Genomic DNA, 18444 nt, shown 5'->3' with positions numbered 1-18444 from the left:
CCGGTCCGCTGCCGATGATGATGATGTCAAACATAACTCAATCCTCGATTTGTAAGAGTTCCTTTTCTGCGTCGGTTCCTTCGATGTGGAAGGAATTGAGCACCGGATTTTCCCGATCCATCAGGGAGAGAATCATATAGCTTGCCTTGCTGTCATATGCCAGCCGCTTGTCCTCTTCCGACGGTCTGGAGGGAGATTCCGGATGCGAATGCCAGTTACCCAGCGGAACCAGCCCGTTGGCACGCATGTCCTTGACTGCTGCCAGCTGTTCCTTCGGATCAAGGCTGAAGTGCTCGTTGGAATGGTCGATGTTGGTCAGGAGGTATACCTTCTTGACAATCTTATCCGTTCCGCTAATCTCGCCGGCAATCAGACCGCACGCCTCATCGGGCAGCTCTTTCTGCGCATGTGCCAGCATTTTTTCAAAATCAGATTTCTTTAACTGAATCATAGTCCTACTCCGTCGCATTCTGCCTGTTCATAATCGATCAGTTCTGTGATTGTGGGATGTGTTCCGCAGACTGCACAGCCAGAGGTTTCCGACGGCAGCTTGACCTTGCGGAATTCCATCTTCAATGCATCATAGGTCAGCAGGTAACCGGTCAGCAGATTGCCGATTCCCAGAATGTACTTGATTGCCTCCATTGCCTGGAGACTGCCGATGACACCGCCCATTGCGCCGATAACGCCAGCCTGTTTGCAGGTGGGAACGGCATCCTTTGGAGGCGGGTTCTTAAAGACGCAGCGGTAGCACGGACCCTCTCCTGGCACATAGGTCATGAGCTGACCCTGAAACCGGATGATACCGGCATGGGAGAACGGCTTCTTCGCCATAACGCAGGCGTCATTGATGAGGAACTTTGCCGGAAAATTATCGGTGCCGTCGATCACGAAATCATAGTCTTTAATGAGATCCATGATATTCTCGCTGGTGACGAATGTCCGATACGTATTGACCTTGACATCCGGATTAATTGCTTCCATGGTCTCCTTAGCGGACTGTACCTTTGCCTTGCCCACATCTGCGGTTGCGTGGATGATCTGGCGCTGGAGGTTGGAAAGGTCTACTTCGTCAGCATCTGCAATGCCGATGGTACCCACGCCGGCTGCTGCCAGATACATTGCTGCCGGAGCACCCAGGCCGCCTGCACCAATGATCAGCACTTTCGCATTGAGCAGCTTCTTCTGTCCCTTGACGCCAACCTCTTTCAGGATGATGTGACGGGAGTAGCGCTCGATCTGTTCGTTGGTAAATGCCATCTTACTGTCCACCTCCCATGAAGTAGAGAAATTCTACAGTGTCGCCGTCCTTGAGGACAGTCTTTTCAAATGTGCCGTTTTCTACGAATTCATCGTTGATGGTAACGGTAACATACTGCGGGGTTTCTACGTTCTCGTCCACGATCAGCTGTGCAACGGTCAGACCGTCTGTGACTTCCTTCTGTACACCTGCAACTGTAATTTTCATAATCATACTCCTTTGATGGTTATTTGAGGGAATCAATGATTTCCACGAGTTCTGCTTTCTTGACCAGACCTTTGCGCCGGTCTTTTTCGACACCGTCTTGGAAGAAGATCAGTGTGGGGGCTGCCTGTACTTCGTACCGCTCTGCCAGTGCCATGTCAAAGTTGACATTGATTTTTACCACTTTCAATGCATCGCCATAAGTTTCCTCCAGTTCAGACAGAACTGGAGAAAAACGCTTGCAGGGAATGCAGCTGTCCGAGTAAAAGTCCGCCAGCACCAAGCCCTTTGCCTCCAGCACTTCCTGCTGAAAGTTCTCCTGATTGACACGAGCAGCCATTCAATCACCCACCTTTTTTACGATCAGATTATAAGTGCCGTCCTCATTCTGAAGCAGCTTCAGGATCTTGTGACCCTCTTCCTTGATGCTCCGGGGTACGTTCTGTACCGGTTCGCCGTCGTTCATGCGAATGGAGAGGATCTGTCCGTCGTCCAGCTCTTCCAGTGCAACCTTTGCCTTCACAAAAGTGACCGGGCAAACAACATCTGTGATATCTACCGTATCGTCAATTTGAAATTCAGCCATTGTAAGCCTCCCAGATTTTCTCTTCGAATTTTTCTTTTCCCACACGCTCCAGGGTGAACTGGAACCGTTCTCCGGCGTTGGCGTTGTCATCAAAAAACTGTACTGCGGCATCGCAGATCTTCAGGAGCTTTTCCTTGTCTGCGATAAACGGGATGATCGGCTCGCCCTTATGGATGCTGTTGCCAAACAGTCCGCCGAAAGAGACGATGTAGCCATGCACCGTATCCCAAGCTTCTGTGGGACATGCTTTCACACAGCGTCCGCAGAAGTTGCACTTGCTCTCATCCACGGTGATTTTTCCATCCTCGTGGGTGATCGCACCGCTGCGGCATGCCTTGGTACAGACACCGCACTGGATGCAGTCCTCTTCCCGCCATTTCACCTGAATGCCGCCCTTGATGCCCAAGTCGTTTTCCTCGGACTTCAAGCAATTGTTCTGACATCCGGTAATACCGAACTTAAACTTATGGGGCAGTTCCCGTGCAAAGTAGCGTGCGTCCAGTTCCTTTGCCAGTGCGTAAGTATCAATGCATCCGCTGGGGCAGATTGCCTCGCCCTGACAAGCTGTGACGGTACGAACTCTCGGACCGCAAACGCCCAGTTCCACATCGCCCTCTGCCAGCGCTGCCTTTACAGCATCGATCTGTTCCAGCTTAACAAACGGAATTTCCACGCTCTGACGGGAAGTCAGATGCACATGTCCGTCTCCAAATTTTTCTGCGACCTCTGCAATCTTTGCAAGCTGCTTTGCCGTCAGATTACCGCCGACCACCCGAAGCCGGAGCGAAAAATGATTTTTCTGCTTCTGTCGCATAAAGCCGCCTTTTTTCAACGTTGCGTAATCAACTGCCATTTAACATTCCTCCTGCATTTTCGCAATTGCCTGTCCGAAATCTGCGATCAGGTCTTCAATATCTTCAATGCCCACGCTGACACGGATGGAATCCGCATACACGCCGGCACTCTGTTTTTGCGCTTCGTTGCTGTGTGCGTAAATGGTACTTGCCGGATGGATGACCAGCGTCCGCACATCACCGATGTTGGTGGCGTTGGTGGCGTACTGCAAATGGTTGATCAGGCAGAACGCCTTTTCCTTGCTGCCTGCACGAAGTGTCAGGATTGCGCCGCCCTTTCCGCCGAACTGCTTCTGCACCAAGTCGTAATACGGGCTCTTCTCCAAAGCCGGATAGTTGACCTCAACGCCGTCCACGCTGTCCAGATATCGTGCCAGCTGGAGGGCGTTGTCACAGAGCCGCTCCATCCGCAGACCCAGCGTTTCCAGTCCCACGGAATTGAGGAACGCATTCATCGGGGACAAACAGCCGCCCACATTTCGCCAGATGGCATTCCGGAGTTTTGCCAGATAGGCAAACTTTCCATACTTGGCGTATGGCTCGAATCCGTCGTACCGGCTCTTATCCCAAGAGAAACTGCCGCTGTCCACGATCACACCGCTGATGGCGTTACCGCCGCCGTTGATGTACTTGGAAGAGGAGTGAACCACCACATCTGCGCCATATTCAAAGGGATGGATCAGATACGGGGTTGCCGTGGTGCTGTCGATAATCAGCGGAATCCCGTGCGCATGCACCAGTTCAGAAACCGCTTTCAGATCTACCACATCCAGCTTCGGGTTACCGATCAGCTCTGTGAAAACCACCTTAGTGTTCTCATTGATGAGCGGTTCGATTTTTTCCACAGTAACAGATTCTGCAAACCGTGTGGTGATTCCAAATGCTTTCAGATCGGAGAACAGGTCGATCGTTCCGCCGAACAGTCCGGAACCTGCAATCACCTCGTCCCCTGCGTGGAGAATGTTCAGCAGCGCCATGGTGACCGCCGTCATACCAGACGAACAGCTCACAGCACCAATGCCGTGTTCCATCGCTGCGACTCTCTTTTCAAAAGCGTCTACGGTTGGGTTGCTGATTCTAGTATAAGCAAATCCCGGCGCTTGATTATGAAAAACCTTTTCCAGTTTTTCTGCCGTTTCATGTGCGAATGCGCTGACCTGATAAATCGGCATGATCGTGGAACCCGTACTCTTTTCGCCATCAAAATTCTGATGCAGCAATGCCGTATTAAACTTCATGCGCTCACCCACGCTCCTCTCGTTCGTTTTCATGAGCCTATTATAGCACCTTTTCACTACTAAGTCAATAGGTTTTGTATGATTTCGTATGTTTTTTCATTTTATTCAAAAAGTTATCTGTAGATTCTTATTATACATGATAAGTTCACATATTTTTCTGAAAAATCAGACGGCGCATTGGCAAACGCTGCGACGCCGTCTGAAACAGAAGCCGGAAGTGAATCCGAAACTTCTTTTAGATATAATACATGAACGACTCCTCCGGCGGAATCGAGCTGCGATAGCGCTCAATCATGTCCTGCAATGTCACGCCGGCGCAAAACTTCCGCAGATATGCCGTCATCTGATCCCACAGGCACTCCTGTACCGTTGCTTTCAAAAGAGAGTTGTCATCTGCACCGCCAGCATCCACATCGCCCAGAACTGTGATGTCCAGTGCGTCAATGATCTCCTGAAATGTGATCTGACTGGCAGGTCTTGCGATGACATAGCCGCCCTTGAATCCCTTGATGCCACGAATCAGATATGCTTGACGCAGCGCCACCAGAATTTGTTCCAGATATTTTACTGAAATGTTTTGCCGCTTGGAAATACTGCTCACGGCAACAGCTTCTCCATTTTCAGAATGCAGTGCAATGTCGATCAATGCGATGATGCCGCATTCTACTTTTGTTGAGATTTTTATGGTACATCTTCCTCTCTTCTGCACACAAACGAATTCTCAATCGGAAAACAGTGTTGTGGAATAATAGCGGTCACCGCTGTCCGGCAGCAGCGCAACAATGGTTTTTCCGGCATTCTCCGGCTTCTTTGCCAGTTCCAGTGCTGCATACAGCGCTGCACCGGACGAAATTCCCACGAGGATTCCCTCGTGCTTGGCAATTAGCTTTGCCGTTGCAAAGGCATCGTCATTCTTCACCGGATAGATCGTGTCATAGATGCCGGTGTCCAGTGTCTTGGGAACGAAGCCTGCGCCAATGCCCTGAATCTTGTGCGGGCCGGGTTTTCCGCCTGCCAGAACCTGCGAGTCAAACGGCTCTACCGCAACGACCTGCACTGCCGGATTCTTGGACTTCAGGTATGCGCCGGTTCCGCTAACGGTTCCGCCGGTTCCAACGCCGGCAACAAAAAAGTCTACCTTTCCATCGGTATCCTGCCAGATCTCCGGACCGGTGGTCTTGCGGTGTGCCTCCGGATTGGCAGGGTTCTCAAATTGTCCGGGAATAAAGCTTCCCGGAATTTCCTCTGCCAGCTCCCTTGCACGCTCAATGGCACCCTTCATGCCCTTGACACCAGAGGTCAAAACGATCTCAGCGCCGTATGCTTTCAGAATGTTCCGGCGCTCCACACTCATGGTTTCCGGCATCGTCAGAATCACACGATAGCCCTTGGCAGCTGCGATGGCAGCCAGACCAATTCCAGTATTCCCCGATGTTGGCTCAATAATCACAGAACCCTTTTTCAGCAGTCCTTTTGCCTCTGCATCTTCCAGCATTGCCTTGGCGATACGATCCTTGACACTGCCAGCCGGATTGAGATATTCCAGCTTCACAAGGACTCTCGCTTTCAGCGCTTCCTGCTGTTCCAGATTGATAACTTCTACCAGCGGAGTATTTCCGATCAGCTCCACTGCACCCTGATAAATCTTAGCCATGGTACTCGACTCCTTTTAATTTGTAATCTTAACAATATGAGAAAGCACTCAAATAAATACAGAATCATCCTGCAAGGACTGATTCTCCAGAAGATAGCACGTCTCGCCGGCAATCACAAAGATGCGGTAGAGGAATACGTCCACTGTTTCTCCAACGGAAACGCCAGGCTCTTCCAGATCACGCTTGGCAATCAGCAAATCGCCGTTCACACGAACTTCCAGCTCGATCCAGTCGCCACGAAAAGAAACCCGTTCCACCACGCCCTGAGAAGCAGAACTGCCGTACTTCTGTACCTCGCCCTTCTTGGTAATTTTCAGGAACTCCGGACGGACGATTGCCTTTTCCACGTGTTCCATCTGCTGGAATGTGTGATACTTCCGGTAGTCTGCCAGCACGGAGGTGCGTCCGAAAAACGAAGCTGTGAAAGAGGTCTGCGGATGGCGGTAGATCTCCAGCGGCGTTCCCATCTGTTCGATTCTGCCTCGATTGGTGATGATAATCTCATCGGCAACCTCGATTGCCTCATCCTGATCGTGGGTGACAAAAATACTGGTGACACCAAGCTTGCCGATCATCTCTTTCAGCCAGCTGCGCAGCTCCTGACGCACTTTCGCATCAATTGCTGCAAACGGCTCGTCCAGCAGCAGAAGCTGCGGATTCGGCGCAAGGGCTCTTGCAAATGCCACACGCTGACGCTGTCCGCCGGAGAGCTGGCTGGGATAGCGCTTTTCCAGTCCTTTCAGCCCGATGAGGTCGATCAGCTCTGCCACACGGCTGGCAATGGTCTTTCTATCCACTTTCTGCACTTTCAGTCCAAAAGCGATGTTGTCATACACCGTCATATACCGAAACAGCGCATAGTTCTGAAAAACAAAGCCAATGCCACGCTTGCTGGCGGGAATATCGTTGACCACAGTGCCATCAATCTTGATCTCACCGCTGTCCGGATGTTCCAGACCGGCGATCATGCGCAGAATGGTTGTTTTACCGCTGCCGCTGGGGCCAAGCAGTCCAATCAGTTTTCCCTTTTCAATTCCAAAACTCACATCATCCGATGCCTGATAGTTGCCAAAGCGCTTGTTGATGTGATTCAATTCTACATACATCAGGTTTCCTTCTTTCCCCGGTGTTCAATTAAGCTGCGAATCACCAGAATTACAATTGCCATGAGAACCAGAACGGACGAAACTGCAAACGCCGGCACATACTGGAATTCATTGAACAGGATCTCCACGTGCAGGGGCAGTGTATTGGTCTTACCACGCAGGTGTCCGGAGAGGACGGAAACTGCACCGAACTCACCCATGGCTCTCGCTGCACAGAGCACCACGCCATACAAAAGTGCCCATTTGATATGCGGGAACGTGACCTTGCGGAAAATCGTCCAGGCGCCTGCGCCCATCAGAGCTGCAGCCTCTTCCTCGTCCGATCCCTGCGATTCCAGAACCGGAATCAGCTCCCGTGATACAAACGGGAATGTGACAAAAATCGTCGCCAGAATAATGCCTGGTACGGCGAACACCACCTTGATGCCCAGATCCTGCATCAGCGGATACAGCACGCTCTGTCTGCCGAACGTCAGCAGGAAAATCAAACCGGCGATAATAGGCGACACCGTAACCGGCACATCGATCAGTGTCGTGAGAACTTTCTTCCCACGGAAGTGGTATTTGGTCACTGCAAGTGCTGCAAATACGCCAAAAATCGTATTGATGCCAACAGCGCAGGCAGTTGCCTCCAAGGTCAGGAGAATTGCCTTGACCGTGTATTTATCGGTTACCGCTGCCTGATAGGTTTTCCAGCCATCCCGCAGCGCCTCGGAAATTACCGTCACCAAAGGGAGCAGCAGCAGCAGGACTAGAAACAGGACACTGACACCGATCAAAACCCATTTGACGACTTTGGAACCCACAGTTTCTTCGTGCATGATTTACTGACCTCCCTTCAAAATCTTTGCGCTTCTCGCCTGCACCAGATTGGTAAAGAACAAAATCAAGAATGCAGCGACCAGCATCACCAATGCAATGGAAGTTGCACTGGTATAATCATATTCCTGTAACTTTGACATGATAATCAGCGGTGTGATCTCTGTTTCATAGGGCTGATTGCCGGCGATGAATACGACGCTGCCGTATTCTCCAAGACATCTGCCGAACGCCAATCCGAACCCTGTCAAAGTTGCCGGCAGAATTTCCGGAAATATCACTTTCCAGAAGATGCGGATACGGCTTGCACCCATCACACCGGCTGCCTCTTCATAGGTCGGGTCAAGCTTTTCCAAAATCGGCTGCACGGTGCGAACCACAAACGGAATGCCGATGAACACCAGTGCGACTGTGATACCGGCTCTGGTATAAGCGATCTCAATGCCGAAACGGGCGAAGAACTTTCCCACCAGACCGGTATCTGCGGTCAGGGAAGTCAGCGCAATTCCGGCAACAGCAGTCGGCAGCGCAAACGGCAGCTCGATCATTCCATTCAGCAGGCGCTTGCACGGAAAACGGTAGCGCACCAGCACCCATGCAAGAATTACACCCATCACCGCATTGATTGCAGAGGCGATAAACGCCGTGAGCAGGCTTACACGAAAGCTTGCCAGAACACGGGGACGTGTTACCGTTTCGAAAAACTCTGACGGGCTGAGCTGTGCGGTGTAGATGATCAGCGACGCCAGCGGAATCAAAACGATGATGCTGAGAATGGAAAGTGTCACTCCCATTGATAATCCAAATCCGGGAATCACCCGTTTGCTGCCTTTTTTCATAGTTGCTCCTTATTTTTCGTAGATCTTGTCAAAGATTCCGCCCTCGGCGAAGTGCTTTTTCTGCGCTTCATCCCATCCGCCGAAATCCTGAATGGTGACAAGGTCAATATTTAAGTTAAACACATCTGCATATTCCTGCAAAATTGTCGGGTTGGAGGGACGGTAATAGTTGTCCCCTGCGATGCGCTGCGCATCGTCCGAATAGAGATACTGCAAATACTCCGTTGACACATCCCGTGTGCCACGTTCGTCTACCACAGAATCCACCACTGCCACAGAGGGCTGCGCCAGAATACTGATGCTCGGCGTGATGATCTCATAGTCGTCCGGATTGTCCTTGATAGACAGATACGCCTCATTTTCCCATGCGATCAGCACATCGCCCTGTCCGTTCTCCACAAAGGTCGTCGTCGCACCTCTTGCGCCGGAGTCCAGCACCAGAACGTTCTGGTAAAGCTTTTTGATGAATTCTTCTGTCTTTGCCTCATCGCCGCCGTCCTGCTTGTCGGCATACGCCCAAGCTGCCAGATAGTTCCATCTCGCACCGCCGGAGGTCTTGGGGTTCGGGGTGATTACGCCGACGCCATCCTTGACCAGATCGTCCCAGTCATGAATGTCCTTGGGGTTGCCCTTCCGCACCAGAAAAACAATGGTGGAGGTGTACGGTGCGCTGTCATCGTCAAACTCATTGACCCAGCCGTCCTCGATCAGTCCGGCGTCCTGAATGGCATCCACATCATATTCCAGCGCCAAGGTTACCACATCGGCTTCCAGACCGTTGGCAACTTCCAGCGCCTGTTTACCGGAACCGCCATGGGACTGTGTGACTTCCACATCCTGTCCGGTTTTTTCTTTCCAGTGCTCGGCGAAAATCTTGTTGTACTCCGAGTAAAGCTCTCGGGTGGGGTCGTAGGAGACGTTGACAATGCTGACCGTGTCATCCGAAGCACTTCCGCATCCGGCGAAAATTCCTCCAGTCAAAACGACTGCTGCCAAAAGTCCAAAAATCTTGATCTTGCTCTTTTTCATGTTCTTTTCCCTCTTTCTTTCCTATGAATGGATTGTGCGATCTCTATTCCAGAAAAAGAGAAGAAACATCGTACAATGCCGCCTGTCGCTTTTAAATTGAAATACCGCATTGTCATGTCCTCCTTTCCCTATAATTCATATTGTTTTGATATGTTTAATATGCCATATATGATACCGCAAAACTAGGAGTTTGTCAAGAGGATTTTACTCTTTTTGTATGATGTGATAAAACGAAGTCGAAAAGCGAGTGATTAGAACATCAAAATGCACAAAAAAGAACCGGACAGGAAAACTTCCTATCCGGTTACGATATCAAATCTTATTTAGTTTCAGGGAAATTCTGTGATGCCATCAGTTCCCGCAAATGCGCAACATAGCGCTCCTGTATTGCCGGATATGCGCCAAGTCCCTGCGTCTGCACTGTCACAGAATACCCGTTCTGTTCCAGAATCGATTTCCAGGATGCCGGATGTTCTCCCGCCATATCCCGCTGCACATGCTTTCCTGCTGCCAGCAGCATAGGAGAGAGCACCACTTCCGTATAGGCGTGCTTTTTCAGCTGTGCCAATGCCATTTCCAGGGTCGGCACACCGCCCAGCGTCCCTACAAACACATTGTCATATCCGCAGTGCCGCAGCCAGTCCTCAAACACCGGATATGCCAGCGTTCCGGCATGTGCCGTTCCGTGTCCCATCAGAAGATAGGCACGGTGCGCTTCATGGGCAATGATGCCGGATTCCGCCATCGCCTGAATGAGATGCGGATAATCCGCCGTGTGCATCAGCAGCGGCACTCCCACGGAGAGATGCAGAAACGACCGTTTCCATTTTGCTGCATCGGTGCAAAGCTGTTCGTATTCCTTGCCGGCAGCGACATAAGTCGGCTGACAGAATATCTGCGTATAGCCCAGCTGCTTCAGACGTTCCAGTGCCTCGTTCACCGTATCGACTTGGATTCCGCTCTGCCGCATTCGGCGGACAATTCGGCTGCTGGTAAAGGCACGATACACGTCCGCCTCCGGAAATGCCTTGCCGATTGCCCGTTCCACAGCACCGATGGTCTGCTCCCGTGTTTCTGCGTAGGCAGTGCCGAAGCTGACCGCCAGAATTGCGGTTTTCTCCTGCGGTACAATGCCGGACAGTTTCGCAGCGTATTGGAGGTAAGCGGTCTGTCCCTGTTCTCGAAACAGCGCTAGTGCATCCGACGCTGTGATCTGCCGGAGCAGCTGTGCACGGCGACGCTGTTCCGGTATCGTTTTTTTCCAAGTGTTGCGCAGCGTGCAAATACAAGTGCAGAGCATTTCACAATCTGCAAGCGCCGGTACCAGTGCATCGCAAATGGCAGCGGAGAGCGCTGGTGCTTTTCCGTCTGTTGTCACGGAAAGCGTCACCGCACCGCTGCAGCGGGTAGCTGGCACGGAAAAATCAGAGAGATTCGCTGCATCCGCCGTTACCGTGGAAACCAGCTTTCCCAGTGCCTGTGCGTCCTGTACGATTTGCGCATTGCATGCTGCGTCATTGGTCGCTGCAAACACCAGCAGCGCCTCCTCCAGAAACGCCTGTTGGTAATGCGCCTGCACATAGGTCAGATCTGCCTTGTTCCAGCAGTCCGACTTGGGTTCCGGCGCAATCACAGTCACCATTGCACCAGCCTGCAAAAGTCCCTGCACCCGCCGCTGTGCTGTTTTTCCGGCACCAAAGACAACGCACTTTTTTCCCTGCAAATGCAGGGAGATGGGATAGCCGGTCATCTGGCATCCTCCGCTGCAGCAGGAGGGAGAATACACTGAAGCATGCCGTCAATGTCTGACTGTTTTGCCGTCTTTGCCACAGGGATTCCAAAGGATTCCGCTGTGTGCGTAGTCGCATCGCCAATGGAGATGACCTGTGCTGCATAGGGATCTTCTCCGGCAGTCATTTCCGCAAAGGTTCTGGCAGCGGAGGAGCTGGCAAGAAACACATAGTCCGCCGTTTTCAACTCCGCCAGCAACAGTTGCTTTTTCCGCCAGTCCGACTTTACTGCATAGAACGGCACAGTGCGGAAGCACACACCAGCCTGTTCCAGACGCTGCGACAGCACCTCAGAGCCGTTCTCCGCCCGAAGCAGGAGCACCTTGTCCTGCGCCGTCAGCTGGGGAATCAGTGCTTCCGCCAGACTGTCGCTGTGAAATTGCGGCGGGATGCAGTCCGCAAAAATCCCATGCCGTGCAAGCGCCTGCGCCGTACCCTTACCGATGACGGCAAAGTGCAGGTGCAGCAATTGCCGAAGATCTACGCCATCCCGCTGCAATCCGGCAAAAAACAGTTCCACACCGTTGGCACTGGTGAGCACCAGCCATGTATAGTCGCCCCACGGAATTGCGGAAAATGTGCCCTCTTGCGGTTCCTGCGGATAGATCAGGCTCACCTCTGCTGCCTCTGCGCCGTGCTTTCGAAGCGGAAGCGCTGCCTTCCGCACATAGTCCGGTGTTCCCGTGAGCAACACTTTTTTTCCGTAGAGTGCTCCACGCTCCTGCCATTGCAATTCCTGACGCAGAGAGACCACATCTCCCACAACCGTCATCGCCGGTGTGTGCAAACCGGCATCCTGCGCCGCCTGTGCAATGTGCGCCAGGGGTGCTGTGACCACACGCTGCCGTGCAGTCGTCCCCTGCTCAATCACGGCTGCCGGCGTGTCAGGCGATTTTCCGCCCTGTATCAGCGTATCCGCAATGCGGGGCAAGTTGCCAAGACTCATGAGAAAGACCAGCGTTCCCTCCAGCTTTGCCAGTGCAGCGCCGTCCGATTCCTCCTGCCGGGATGCCTTTCGATGTCCGGTGATGACATGGAACGAAGAGGCGTGATCCCGATAGGTCGCCGGAATCCCGGCATATGCCGGAACACTATAGCAAGAGGACACGCCCGGCACAATGGCAAACGGCACGCCGTGTTTCCGCAGCATCTGCGCCTCTTCTCCCCCTCTGCCAAAGACAAAGGGATCACCGCCTTTCAGACGCACCACCTTTTTCCCCTGCTGCGCCAACTCTACCAGCAGAAGATTGGTTTCGCTCTGCTTTTTGTGGTGCAGTCCGGCAGTCTTTCCGGCAAAGATCAGATCGCAGTCCGGTCGGGTCAGGTTTAAAACTGAAGCGCTCGCCAGCGCATCATAGACCACAGCATCCGCAGTTTGCAGGCACTGTTTTCCACGCTCTGTCAGCAAAAGCGGATCGCCCGGACCGGCTCCCACCAGAAATACCATTCCCTGTTCCATCGTTCTCTCCTTAAAAGTTCCGGGATGCAAAGTAATCCTCGGCATCCGCCAGCGTCTTATCAATTTCACGCAGCGTGTGCGCATTGGAGACAAATGCCGCCTCGAACTGGCTTGGGCCAAAGTAGCTTCCGGTGTCCAGCATATAGTGGAAATATTCTTTAAACTGCTGAGTGTCCGCTTTCTTGGCACTGGTATAATCGGTCACAGGTTCCGGCGTAAAGTACAGGCAGGACAGCGAACCGATGCCGTTGACGGTGCACGGCGCATGATACCGGCGAATAATCTCCTCCAAACCGCTGCGCAGACGGTGGGACAGGAAACCGATCTGCCGGTACACCTCCGGATGCGCTTTCAGATAGCGAAGCTGCGTCAGACCGGCGCACATTGCCACGGGATTGCCGCTGAGCGTCCCCGCCTGATAGACAGAACCGAGGGGCGAAACCAGCTGCATGATCTCCTTTCTTCCGCCGTATGCGCCAACCGGCATACCGCCGCCGATGATCTTGCCATAGGTCACCAGATCCGGCGTGATGCCAAAGTGTCCGATTGCGCCGTCGATTTGCAGACGGAATCCGGTAATGACCTCATCAAAAATCAGCAGTGCGCCGTACTGGTCACAGAGCTGGCGCAATCCCGGAAGAAAGGACTTTTTCGGCACGACTACGCCCATATTAGCTGCCACCGGTTCGACGATGACACAGGCGATCTCCGAAGGGTACTGCTGGAACAGCCGTTCCACGCTGTCCAGATCGTTATAAACCGCAGAGAGGGTATCAGCAGTACATCCCCGTGGGACTCCGCTGGAATCCGGAATGCCGGAGGTCATGACACCGGATCCGGCTTTGACCAGCATAGCATCAGCGTGGCCGTGGTAGCAGCCCTCAAACTTCACGATCTTATCTCTGCCGGTAAAGCCTCTGGCAGCACGCACGGCACTCATAACAGCCTCTGTGCCGGAGTTCACCATACGCATCATCTCCACGCACGGCACGATCTCATGAATCAGCTCCGCCATCTCCACTTCCAGTGCAGTGGCTGCACCGTAGCTCAGACCGTTTTCCAGCTGTTTCCGGACGGCATCCAGCACGAAATCCGGATTGTGTCCCAGAATCATCGGCCCCCACGAGCCAATGTAATCGATATAGGCGTTGCCGTCCTCATCATAGAGGTATTGCTCCTTGGCACGCCGGATAAACCGCGGCGTTCCGCCCACAGACAAAAACGCACGCACCGGAGAATTGACACCGCCCGGCATCAATTCCTTGGCACGGGAATAGAGTTCCTCTGAACACTCTGTATGCATCATCCAATTCTCCCCTCTTTGATATACTGCGCCAGTTCCATGGCGAAATAGGTAATCAGCAGATCTGCACCGGCACGGTACATGCACACTGCTGATTCACAGATAACGGCAGTTCTGTCGATATATCCGGCAGCAGCTGCTGCCTGAATCATGGCGTATTCTCCGCTGACGCTATAGAGCGCAACGGGCTGGTGAAAACGCTCTTTCAGCGACTTCAGCACATCCAGATATGCCATGCCCGGCTTCACCATAAGGATGTCCGCACCCTCCTGCACGTCCAGCTCTGCCTCCAGAATTGCCTCCCGTGCGTTGTGCGGATCCATCTGGTAGCCCTTCCGATCGCCGAACGCCGGCGCAGAACCGGCAGCATCCCGAAACGGTCCGTAGAAAGCTGAGGCGTACTTGACGGAATACGCCATAATGGGTGTATTCACAAAACCGTTTTCATCCAGAACCTGCCGGATTCTTCCCACTCTGCCGTCCATCATATCCGAGGGCGCTACCATGTCCGCCCCTGCCTGCACGTGGGAGAGCGCAGTTTTTGCCAGCACTTCCAGCGTCTGATCGTTATCCACGTCATGTCCGCAGAGAATCCCGCAGTGCCCGTGGGAGGTATACTCGCACATACAGACATCGGTAATCACATAGAACTGCGGAAAAGCCGCTTTGATGTGCCGGATTGCCCGCTGCACAATGCCGTCCGGCTGCCATGCGCTGCTGCCGACCTCATCTTTCTGTGCCGGAATGCCGAAGAGCAGCACGCTCTTCACGCCGGAATCCGACACCTGATGCAAAATCTCATCCACTCGATCCAGACTCCACCGATACTGTCCGGGCATGGAGGGGATCTCCTCCTTGACGTTGGTTCCCTCCTGCACAAACATGGGATAGACCAGAGTATCCGCAGAAATCCGTGTTTCCCGTACCATGCTGCGAAGCAGCGCACTGCTGCGCAGACGACGGGGACGATTGGTCAAATTCATTGTTCATACCAGCTTTCTATTGAATTATGCAAGTTGCCGTGCCAGTTCTTCCGCCAGCACAGCAGCATCTCTCACATTTCCCTGTACCACGGCACGTTTCGGAACGCCGCCCATACCGGAAAATCCGTAGAGCGTCATCTGTGTTCCGCTGCATCTGGCGTGACAGCCCACCGGCGCAGAGCAGTCTCCGCCCAGCAGTGCTGACAAGCGGCGTTCTGTTTTGGCGCAGAGTGCAACATCCGGATGGTTCAGCTTTTCCAGCAGTTCGGCGTACTCGCCGGCACGGCTCTGCGTCACCATAACACCCTGCCCGGCTGCCGGCACCATCTGTTCCGGTGAAAACCGCTGGTGAATCCGATGACTCAGATCCAGCCGTTTTAAGCCGGCTTCCGCCAGAATCAGAGCGCCGTATTCCCCGCAATCCAGCTTTTCCAGCCGTGTCAGCACATTGCCCCGCACCGGCCTGACCGCCGCATCCGGATGCAGCTGCTGAAACTGCATGCTACGCCGCAAGCTGGCGCATCCCACCGGCGCAGCAGCGTCCCAGTCAGAAGCTCCCTCCGGCAAAACCAGAACATCGCCGGGCGACTCCTGTGCAGAATATGCGCCAATGGGCAGCGCCGGATTCTCCTCCACCGGCACATCTTTCAGGCTGTGCACGCACAAATCCACTTCTCCGGATAAAAGCGCATTATCCAATTCCTTTAAGAACAATCCTTTCCCGCCAATCTTGTCCAGCGTCCGGTTCAGAATCTTGTCGCCAGTCGTTTTCATGGTCACCAGTTCCAGCCTGGCATCCGGCAGGCTGCGCTGAATCTCCGCCATGACCAGCTGACTCTGGATGATGGCAAGACGGCTGGCACGGCTGCCAATGCGAATCACTTCTCCCATGGGTTAAAATCGCCCCCTGTCTTTGATTTTGGTACAGCAATCCTGCAACAGCGCCGGTTCAATCTGGGCTTTCATGCTGCCCATGAGCATGTCCACCGTTTTTTCTACGGTCAGGCGAACGATCTTCTCCAGCTGCGGTACAGACTGATAAGCATCAACTGCTGTGCTATGCAGAATACGCTGGGCTGTCAGCTCTTTCAGCTGCTGCATATATGGCACTGAGTCCCGATAGTTTCGCCACATGCGAAAGGTATCCGCATACTGCTTGGCAATTTGGTGCAGCGCAGTGATTGCCTGCTGGTCTGGTGCTGTGTCGCTCTGTAAGTCGTCCAGATTCCACAGCGTCACGCCGTCCAGTGTCCCGCAGGAGGCTTCGATGTCCCGTGGCATTGCCAGATCTACCAGCATCGCCGGACGGTGCCGCACCTGTTCCAGCTGGTGCTTCCAGATGGTATAGTGCGGGCTGCGGGTGGCACTGATGACAATGTCCGCCTGCTCCATCCGGGAAAAGCGCTGTTCATAGGATACGGGCACAGTGCCAAAGGGCACAACAGTTTCCCCGCGATGATAGGAACGAAGCGTCACCATTGTTTGGCACCCCTTTTGCACCAGCAGAGATGCGGCGAGCCGTCCCATATTACCGTTGCCAATGACAAGACAGCACTTTTCCCGCAAGTCCCCCAGCACCTGCTCCAGACGCTGCACGGCACGATAGGACACGGAGAGCGGCACGGCAGAAACAGCGACCTGCGTCAATGCCTCCTTCCCGGCGGAAACCGCTGTGCGGAACAGTGTGTCCAGCACCGCATCTGTGGTATGGCAGCTTCTCGCCATTTCCAGCGCACCGCCGATCTGTGTCACGATCTGTTCCTCGTGCAGAATCTGGGAGTGCAAACCGCAGGCGACCTCCATCAGATGTTGCGCTGCCGCCATCTCCTCCAGCAACAAGAGTTCCGGCACTGCCGTTTCGGATTTTGCCGCACGCAGCAACTCCGCCGGAGAAATGTCCGATTCCGCAGTGATGTATAATTCTGTCCGATTGCAGGTCGCCAAGAGCACCGCACCGGATACGCCGGATTCCTGCACCAGTGCGGTCAGGAATGCCTTCGCCTGCTCTGTAGAAAACGCAAGCGCCTCCCGCACTGCAATCTCTGCTGAATGCACATCGAGTCCAGCCATGAATAACCGCATTTTTTCACTTCCATTTCGATCAGTCTGAGATATCCCTATAACTATAGCACACTTTTCGGTAAATATCAAGTTTTTCTGACCGGCATTTTTTGCGGGAACAACATGCGGATTTTTTCATTTCACGCCGATATTACGCTTCCAAAGCCGGCGTTTTGCCCGAAGCCACAGCGATTTTTGACAGTTTCAATTCACGTATCTTTTCAATTTAAGAATAGTTTAATAATACTTTATCGCTCGTTAAATAATCGTTTCGTTTTCTTTGAATTTTTTCATGTATGATAAAAAAGACAAATTACAAAGGAGCTATTGTGGCATGAAAAAAATCATCACATTTATCCATGGATTCTGCATGGCGCTGGCGGACAGCGTTCCCGGCGTATCCGGCGGAACCATTGCGTTTTTGCTGGGATTCTACGACCGCTTTGTCGACTCGCTAGATGACCTGATCTCCGGAACCAAGGAAAAACGCATTGCCGCCCTGAAGTATCTGATCAAGCTCGGCATTGGCTGGGCAATCGGATTCTGTCTTGCCGTGCTGATTCTGGCAAACGTCTTTGAAACGCACATCTACCAGATATCCTCGCTATTTATGGGATTCATTGTCTTTGCAATCCCTATTGTCATCATAGAGGAAAAAGGATGTCTGAAAGAGAAGCTCAGCCGAATCTTCTTCATCCTCATTGGCATTGCGCTGGTATCCGCTATCACCTACTTCAATCCGGTGGGCGGCGGAAACGGCATGGATCTGAGCCATCCGGGAATCGGGATGTACCTCTATGTCTTTGTCTGCGGTGCAGTTGCCATCTGTGCCATGATTCTGCCGGGCATCTCCGGTTCGACGCTGCTGCTGATCTTCGGCATCTACCTGCCTATCATCACCGCCATCAAAGACATCCTGCACTTGCAGTTCCACTCTCTCCCCATCGTCATTGTATTTGGCATTGGCGTTTTGACGGGCATCGTTGCCATTATCAAAATCATCCGTGCTGCGCTGGAAAAGCATCGTGCTGCGACGGTCTTTCTCATCATCGGATTGATGATCGGTTCGCTTTATGCGATCACCATGGGACCGACCACGCTGAAAAATCCGCAGGATGCCCTCTCTCTGCACACCTTCAACATTCTTTTCTTCCTGATCGGCGGTGCTGTGATCTGGGGCTTACAGCTTTTGAAGTTCTTTTCCGAGAAACCGGAAAAGGCAAAGCAGAACGAAAAAGAAAAAGCAGATTAAGAACT

The 18444-nt window shown here is 53.0% G+C and carries 20 protein-coding genes; 1 reads left to right on the top strand and 19 read right to left on the bottom strand.

What is annotated here, in order from left to right:
- Nucleotides 1–37: 37 nt before the first annotated feature.
- The 19 genes from QZL66_RS03125 to hemA form a co-directional block, all read right to left on the bottom strand.
- Entirely contained in the window at nt 38–451 is a 414-nt protein-coding gene (locus QZL66_RS03125) for a M67 family metallopeptidase (RefSeq protein WP_022410308.1), read from the bottom strand.
- Complete coding sequence (gene thiF, locus QZL66_RS03120) at nt 448–1260, bottom strand: thiazole biosynthesis adenylyltransferase ThiF (protein WP_021683335.1); 813 nt, start codon at nt 1258–1260, stop codon at nt 448–450. Before thiF ends, QZL66_RS03125 begins: the two co-directional genes overlap by 4 nt.
- 1 nt (nt 1261) lies before the next feature.
- On the bottom strand, nt 1262–1468 hold the full coding sequence (gene thiS / locus QZL66_RS03115) for a sulfur carrier protein ThiS (RefSeq protein WP_022410307.1): 207 nt from the start codon (nt 1466–1468) through the stop codon (nt 1262–1264).
- Nucleotides 1469–1487: 19 nt separating this feature from the next.
- Nucleotides 1488–1805, bottom strand: a complete 318-nt coding sequence (locus tag QZL66_RS03110) for a thioredoxin family protein (RefSeq protein ID WP_022410306.1) — start codon at nt 1803–1805, stop codon at nt 1488–1490.
- On the bottom strand, nt 1806–2051 hold the full coding sequence (locus tag QZL66_RS03105; protein WP_022410305.1) for a sulfurtransferase TusA family protein: 246 nt from the start codon (nt 2049–2051) through the stop codon (nt 1806–1808). It lies immediately after the preceding gene.
- Nucleotides 2044–2904 carry a 4Fe-4S binding protein gene (locus QZL66_RS03100; protein ID WP_022410304.1) on the bottom strand — a complete coding sequence of 287 codons (861 nt, stop codon included), beginning with the start codon at nt 2902–2904 and terminating at the stop codon, nt 2044–2046. The genes QZL66_RS03105 and QZL66_RS03100 overlap by 8 nt, the downstream gene beginning before the upstream one ends.
- A complete protein-coding gene (locus QZL66_RS03095) occupies nt 2905–4143 on the bottom strand; it encodes an O-acetylhomoserine aminocarboxypropyltransferase/cysteine synthase family protein (protein WP_022410303.1) in 1239 nt (412 codons plus the stop codon). It abuts the gene before it with no gap.
- A 235-nt stretch (nt 4144–4378) separates the two neighbouring features.
- Nucleotides 4379–4852 (bottom strand): RrF2 family transcriptional regulator, encoded by a 474-nt coding sequence (locus QZL66_RS03090; protein WP_226943446.1) that lies wholly within the window; start codon nt 4850–4852, stop codon nt 4379–4381.
- Between the two features lie 12 nt (nt 4853–4864).
- Nucleotides 4865–5797: a cysteine synthase A gene (cysK, locus tag QZL66_RS03085; protein ID WP_022410301.1), complete on the bottom strand. Its 933-nt coding sequence runs from the start codon at nt 5795–5797 to the stop codon at nt 4865–4867.
- Nucleotides 5798–5845: 48 nt separating this feature from the next.
- On the bottom strand, nt 5846–6904 hold the full coding sequence (locus tag QZL66_RS03080) for a sulfate/molybdate ABC transporter ATP-binding protein (protein ID WP_022410300.1): 1059 nt from the start codon (nt 6902–6904) through the stop codon (nt 5846–5848).
- Complete coding sequence (cysW, locus tag QZL66_RS03075; protein ID WP_022410299.1) at nt 6904–7725, bottom strand: sulfate ABC transporter permease subunit CysW; 822 nt, start codon at nt 7723–7725, stop codon at nt 6904–6906. The genes QZL66_RS03080 and cysW overlap by 1 nt, the downstream gene beginning before the upstream one ends.
- Nucleotides 7726–7728: 3 nt before the next feature.
- Entirely contained in the window at nt 7729–8562 is an 834-nt protein-coding gene (gene cysT / locus QZL66_RS03070; RefSeq protein WP_022410298.1) for a sulfate ABC transporter permease subunit CysT, read from the bottom strand.
- Nucleotides 8563–8571: 9 nt separating this feature from the next.
- Complete coding sequence (locus QZL66_RS03065) at nt 8572–9591, bottom strand: sulfate ABC transporter substrate-binding protein (RefSeq protein WP_022410297.1); 1020 nt, start codon at nt 9589–9591, stop codon at nt 8572–8574.
- Between the two features lie 319 nt (nt 9592–9910).
- A complete protein-coding gene (locus tag QZL66_RS03060; RefSeq protein ID WP_022410296.1) occupies nt 9911–11341 on the bottom strand; it encodes a sirohydrochlorin cobaltochelatase in 1431 nt (476 codons plus the stop codon).
- Nucleotides 11338–12840, bottom strand: coding sequence for a uroporphyrinogen-III C-methyltransferase (gene cobA / locus QZL66_RS03055; protein WP_022410295.1), 1503 nt, complete (start codon nt 12838–12840; stop codon nt 11338–11340). The genes QZL66_RS03060 and cobA overlap by 4 nt, the downstream gene beginning before the upstream one ends.
- A 10-nt stretch (nt 12841–12850) precedes the next feature.
- The gene (gene hemL, locus QZL66_RS03050; RefSeq protein ID WP_022410294.1) at nt 12851–14143 is read right to left on the bottom strand and encodes a glutamate-1-semialdehyde 2,1-aminomutase; all 1293 of its coding nucleotides are present in this window, start codon (nt 14141–14143) and stop codon (nt 12851–12853) included.
- Nucleotides 14143–15126, bottom strand: a complete 984-nt coding sequence (gene hemB / locus QZL66_RS03045) for a porphobilinogen synthase (protein ID WP_022410293.1) — start codon at nt 15124–15126, stop codon at nt 14143–14145. Before hemB ends, hemL begins: the two co-directional genes overlap by 1 nt.
- A 24-nt stretch (nt 15127–15150) precedes the next feature.
- The gene (gene hemC / locus QZL66_RS03040; RefSeq protein ID WP_022410292.1) at nt 15151–16017 is read right to left on the bottom strand and encodes a hydroxymethylbilane synthase; all 867 of its coding nucleotides are present in this window, start codon (nt 16015–16017) and stop codon (nt 15151–15153) included.
- A gap of 3 nt (nt 16018–16020) precedes the next feature.
- Nucleotides 16021–17196 carry a glutamyl-tRNA reductase gene (gene hemA / locus QZL66_RS03035; RefSeq protein WP_293601805.1) on the bottom strand — a complete coding sequence of 392 codons (1176 nt, stop codon included), beginning with the start codon at nt 17194–17196 and terminating at the stop codon, nt 16021–16023.
- Between the two features lie 325 nt (nt 17197–17521).
- On the opposite strand from hemA, the gene QZL66_RS03030 reads away from it, so the two are divergent.
- A complete protein-coding gene (locus tag QZL66_RS03030; protein WP_022410290.1) occupies nt 17522–18439 on the top strand; it encodes a DUF368 domain-containing protein in 918 nt (305 codons plus the stop codon).
- Nucleotides 18440–18444 lie beyond the last annotated feature (5 nt).

Origin of the sequence: Ruminococcus sp. CAG:330 (assembly GCF_000437175.1) — a bacterium.
Taxonomy (GTDB): Bacteria; Bacillota; Clostridia; order Oscillospirales; family Ruminococcaceae; genus Ruminococcus_C.
The sequence above is the reverse complement of the archived record's forward strand: the minus strand, read 5'-3'. Positions and strand labels throughout refer to the sequence as shown.

What these genes read in the sequence shown, in the direction of transcription:
- hemA (WP_293601805.1), bottom strand. Translation starts at nt 17,196, where the DNA reads ATGGCTGGACTCGATGTGCATTCAGCAGAGATTGCAGTGCGGGAGGCG.
- QZL66_RS03065 (WP_022410297.1), bottom strand. Translation starts at nt 9,591, where the DNA reads ATGAAAAAGAGCAAGATCAAGATTTTTGGACTTTTGGCAGCAGTCGTT.
- QZL66_RS03125 (WP_022410308.1), bottom strand. Translation starts at nt 451, where the DNA reads ATGATTCAGTTAAAGAAATCTGATTTTGAAAAAATGCTGGCACATGCG.
- QZL66_RS03100 (WP_022410304.1), bottom strand. Translation starts at nt 2,904, where the DNA reads ATGGCAGTTGATTACGCAACGTTGAAAAAAGGCGGCTTTATGCGACAG.
- QZL66_RS03030 (WP_022410290.1), top strand. Translation starts at nt 17,522, where the DNA reads ATGAAAAAAATCATCACATTTATCCATGGATTCTGCATGGCGCTGGCG.
- thiS (WP_022410307.1), bottom strand. Translation starts at nt 1,468, where the DNA reads ATGAAAATTACAGTTGCAGGTGTACAGAAGGAAGTCACAGACGGTCTG.
- hemB (WP_022410293.1), bottom strand. Translation starts at nt 15,126, where the DNA reads ATGAATTTGACCAATCGTCCCCGTCGTCTGCGCAGCAGTGCGCTGCTT.
- thiF (WP_021683335.1), bottom strand. Translation starts at nt 1,260, where the DNA reads ATGGCATTTACCAACGAACAGATCGAGCGCTACTCCCGTCACATCATC.
- hemL (WP_022410294.1), bottom strand. Translation starts at nt 14,143, where the DNA reads ATGCATACAGAGTGTTCAGAGGAACTCTATTCCCGTGCCAAGGAATTG.
- cysW (WP_022410299.1), bottom strand. Translation starts at nt 7,725, where the DNA reads ATGCACGAAGAAACTGTGGGTTCCAAAGTCGTCAAATGGGTTTTGATC.
- QZL66_RS03095 (WP_022410303.1), bottom strand. Translation starts at nt 4,143, where the DNA reads ATGAAGTTTAATACGGCATTGCTGCATCAGAATTTTGATGGCGAAAAG.
- hemC (WP_022410292.1), bottom strand. Translation starts at nt 16,017, where the DNA reads ATGGGAGAAGTGATTCGCATTGGCAGCCGTGCCAGCCGTCTTGCCATC.
- cysK (WP_022410301.1), bottom strand. Translation starts at nt 5,797, where the DNA reads ATGGCTAAGATTTATCAGGGTGCAGTGGAGCTGATCGGAAATACTCCG.
- cobA (WP_022410295.1), bottom strand. Translation starts at nt 12,840, where the DNA reads ATGGAACAGGGAATGGTATTTCTGGTGGGAGCCGGTCCGGGCGATCCG.
- cysT (WP_022410298.1), bottom strand. Translation starts at nt 8,562, where the DNA reads ATGAAAAAAGGCAGCAAACGGGTGATTCCCGGATTTGGATTATCAATG.
- QZL66_RS03080 (WP_022410300.1), bottom strand. Translation starts at nt 6,904, where the DNA reads ATGTATGTAGAATTGAATCACATCAACAAGCGCTTTGGCAACTATCAG.
- QZL66_RS03110 (WP_022410306.1), bottom strand. Translation starts at nt 1,805, where the DNA reads ATGGCTGCTCGTGTCAATCAGGAGAACTTTCAGCAGGAAGTGCTGGAG.
- QZL66_RS03105 (WP_022410305.1), bottom strand. Translation starts at nt 2,051, where the DNA reads ATGGCTGAATTTCAAATTGACGATACGGTAGATATCACAGATGTTGTT.
- QZL66_RS03060 (WP_022410296.1), bottom strand. Translation starts at nt 11,341, where the DNA reads ATGACCGGCTATCCCATCTCCCTGCATTTGCAGGGAAAAAAGTGCGTT.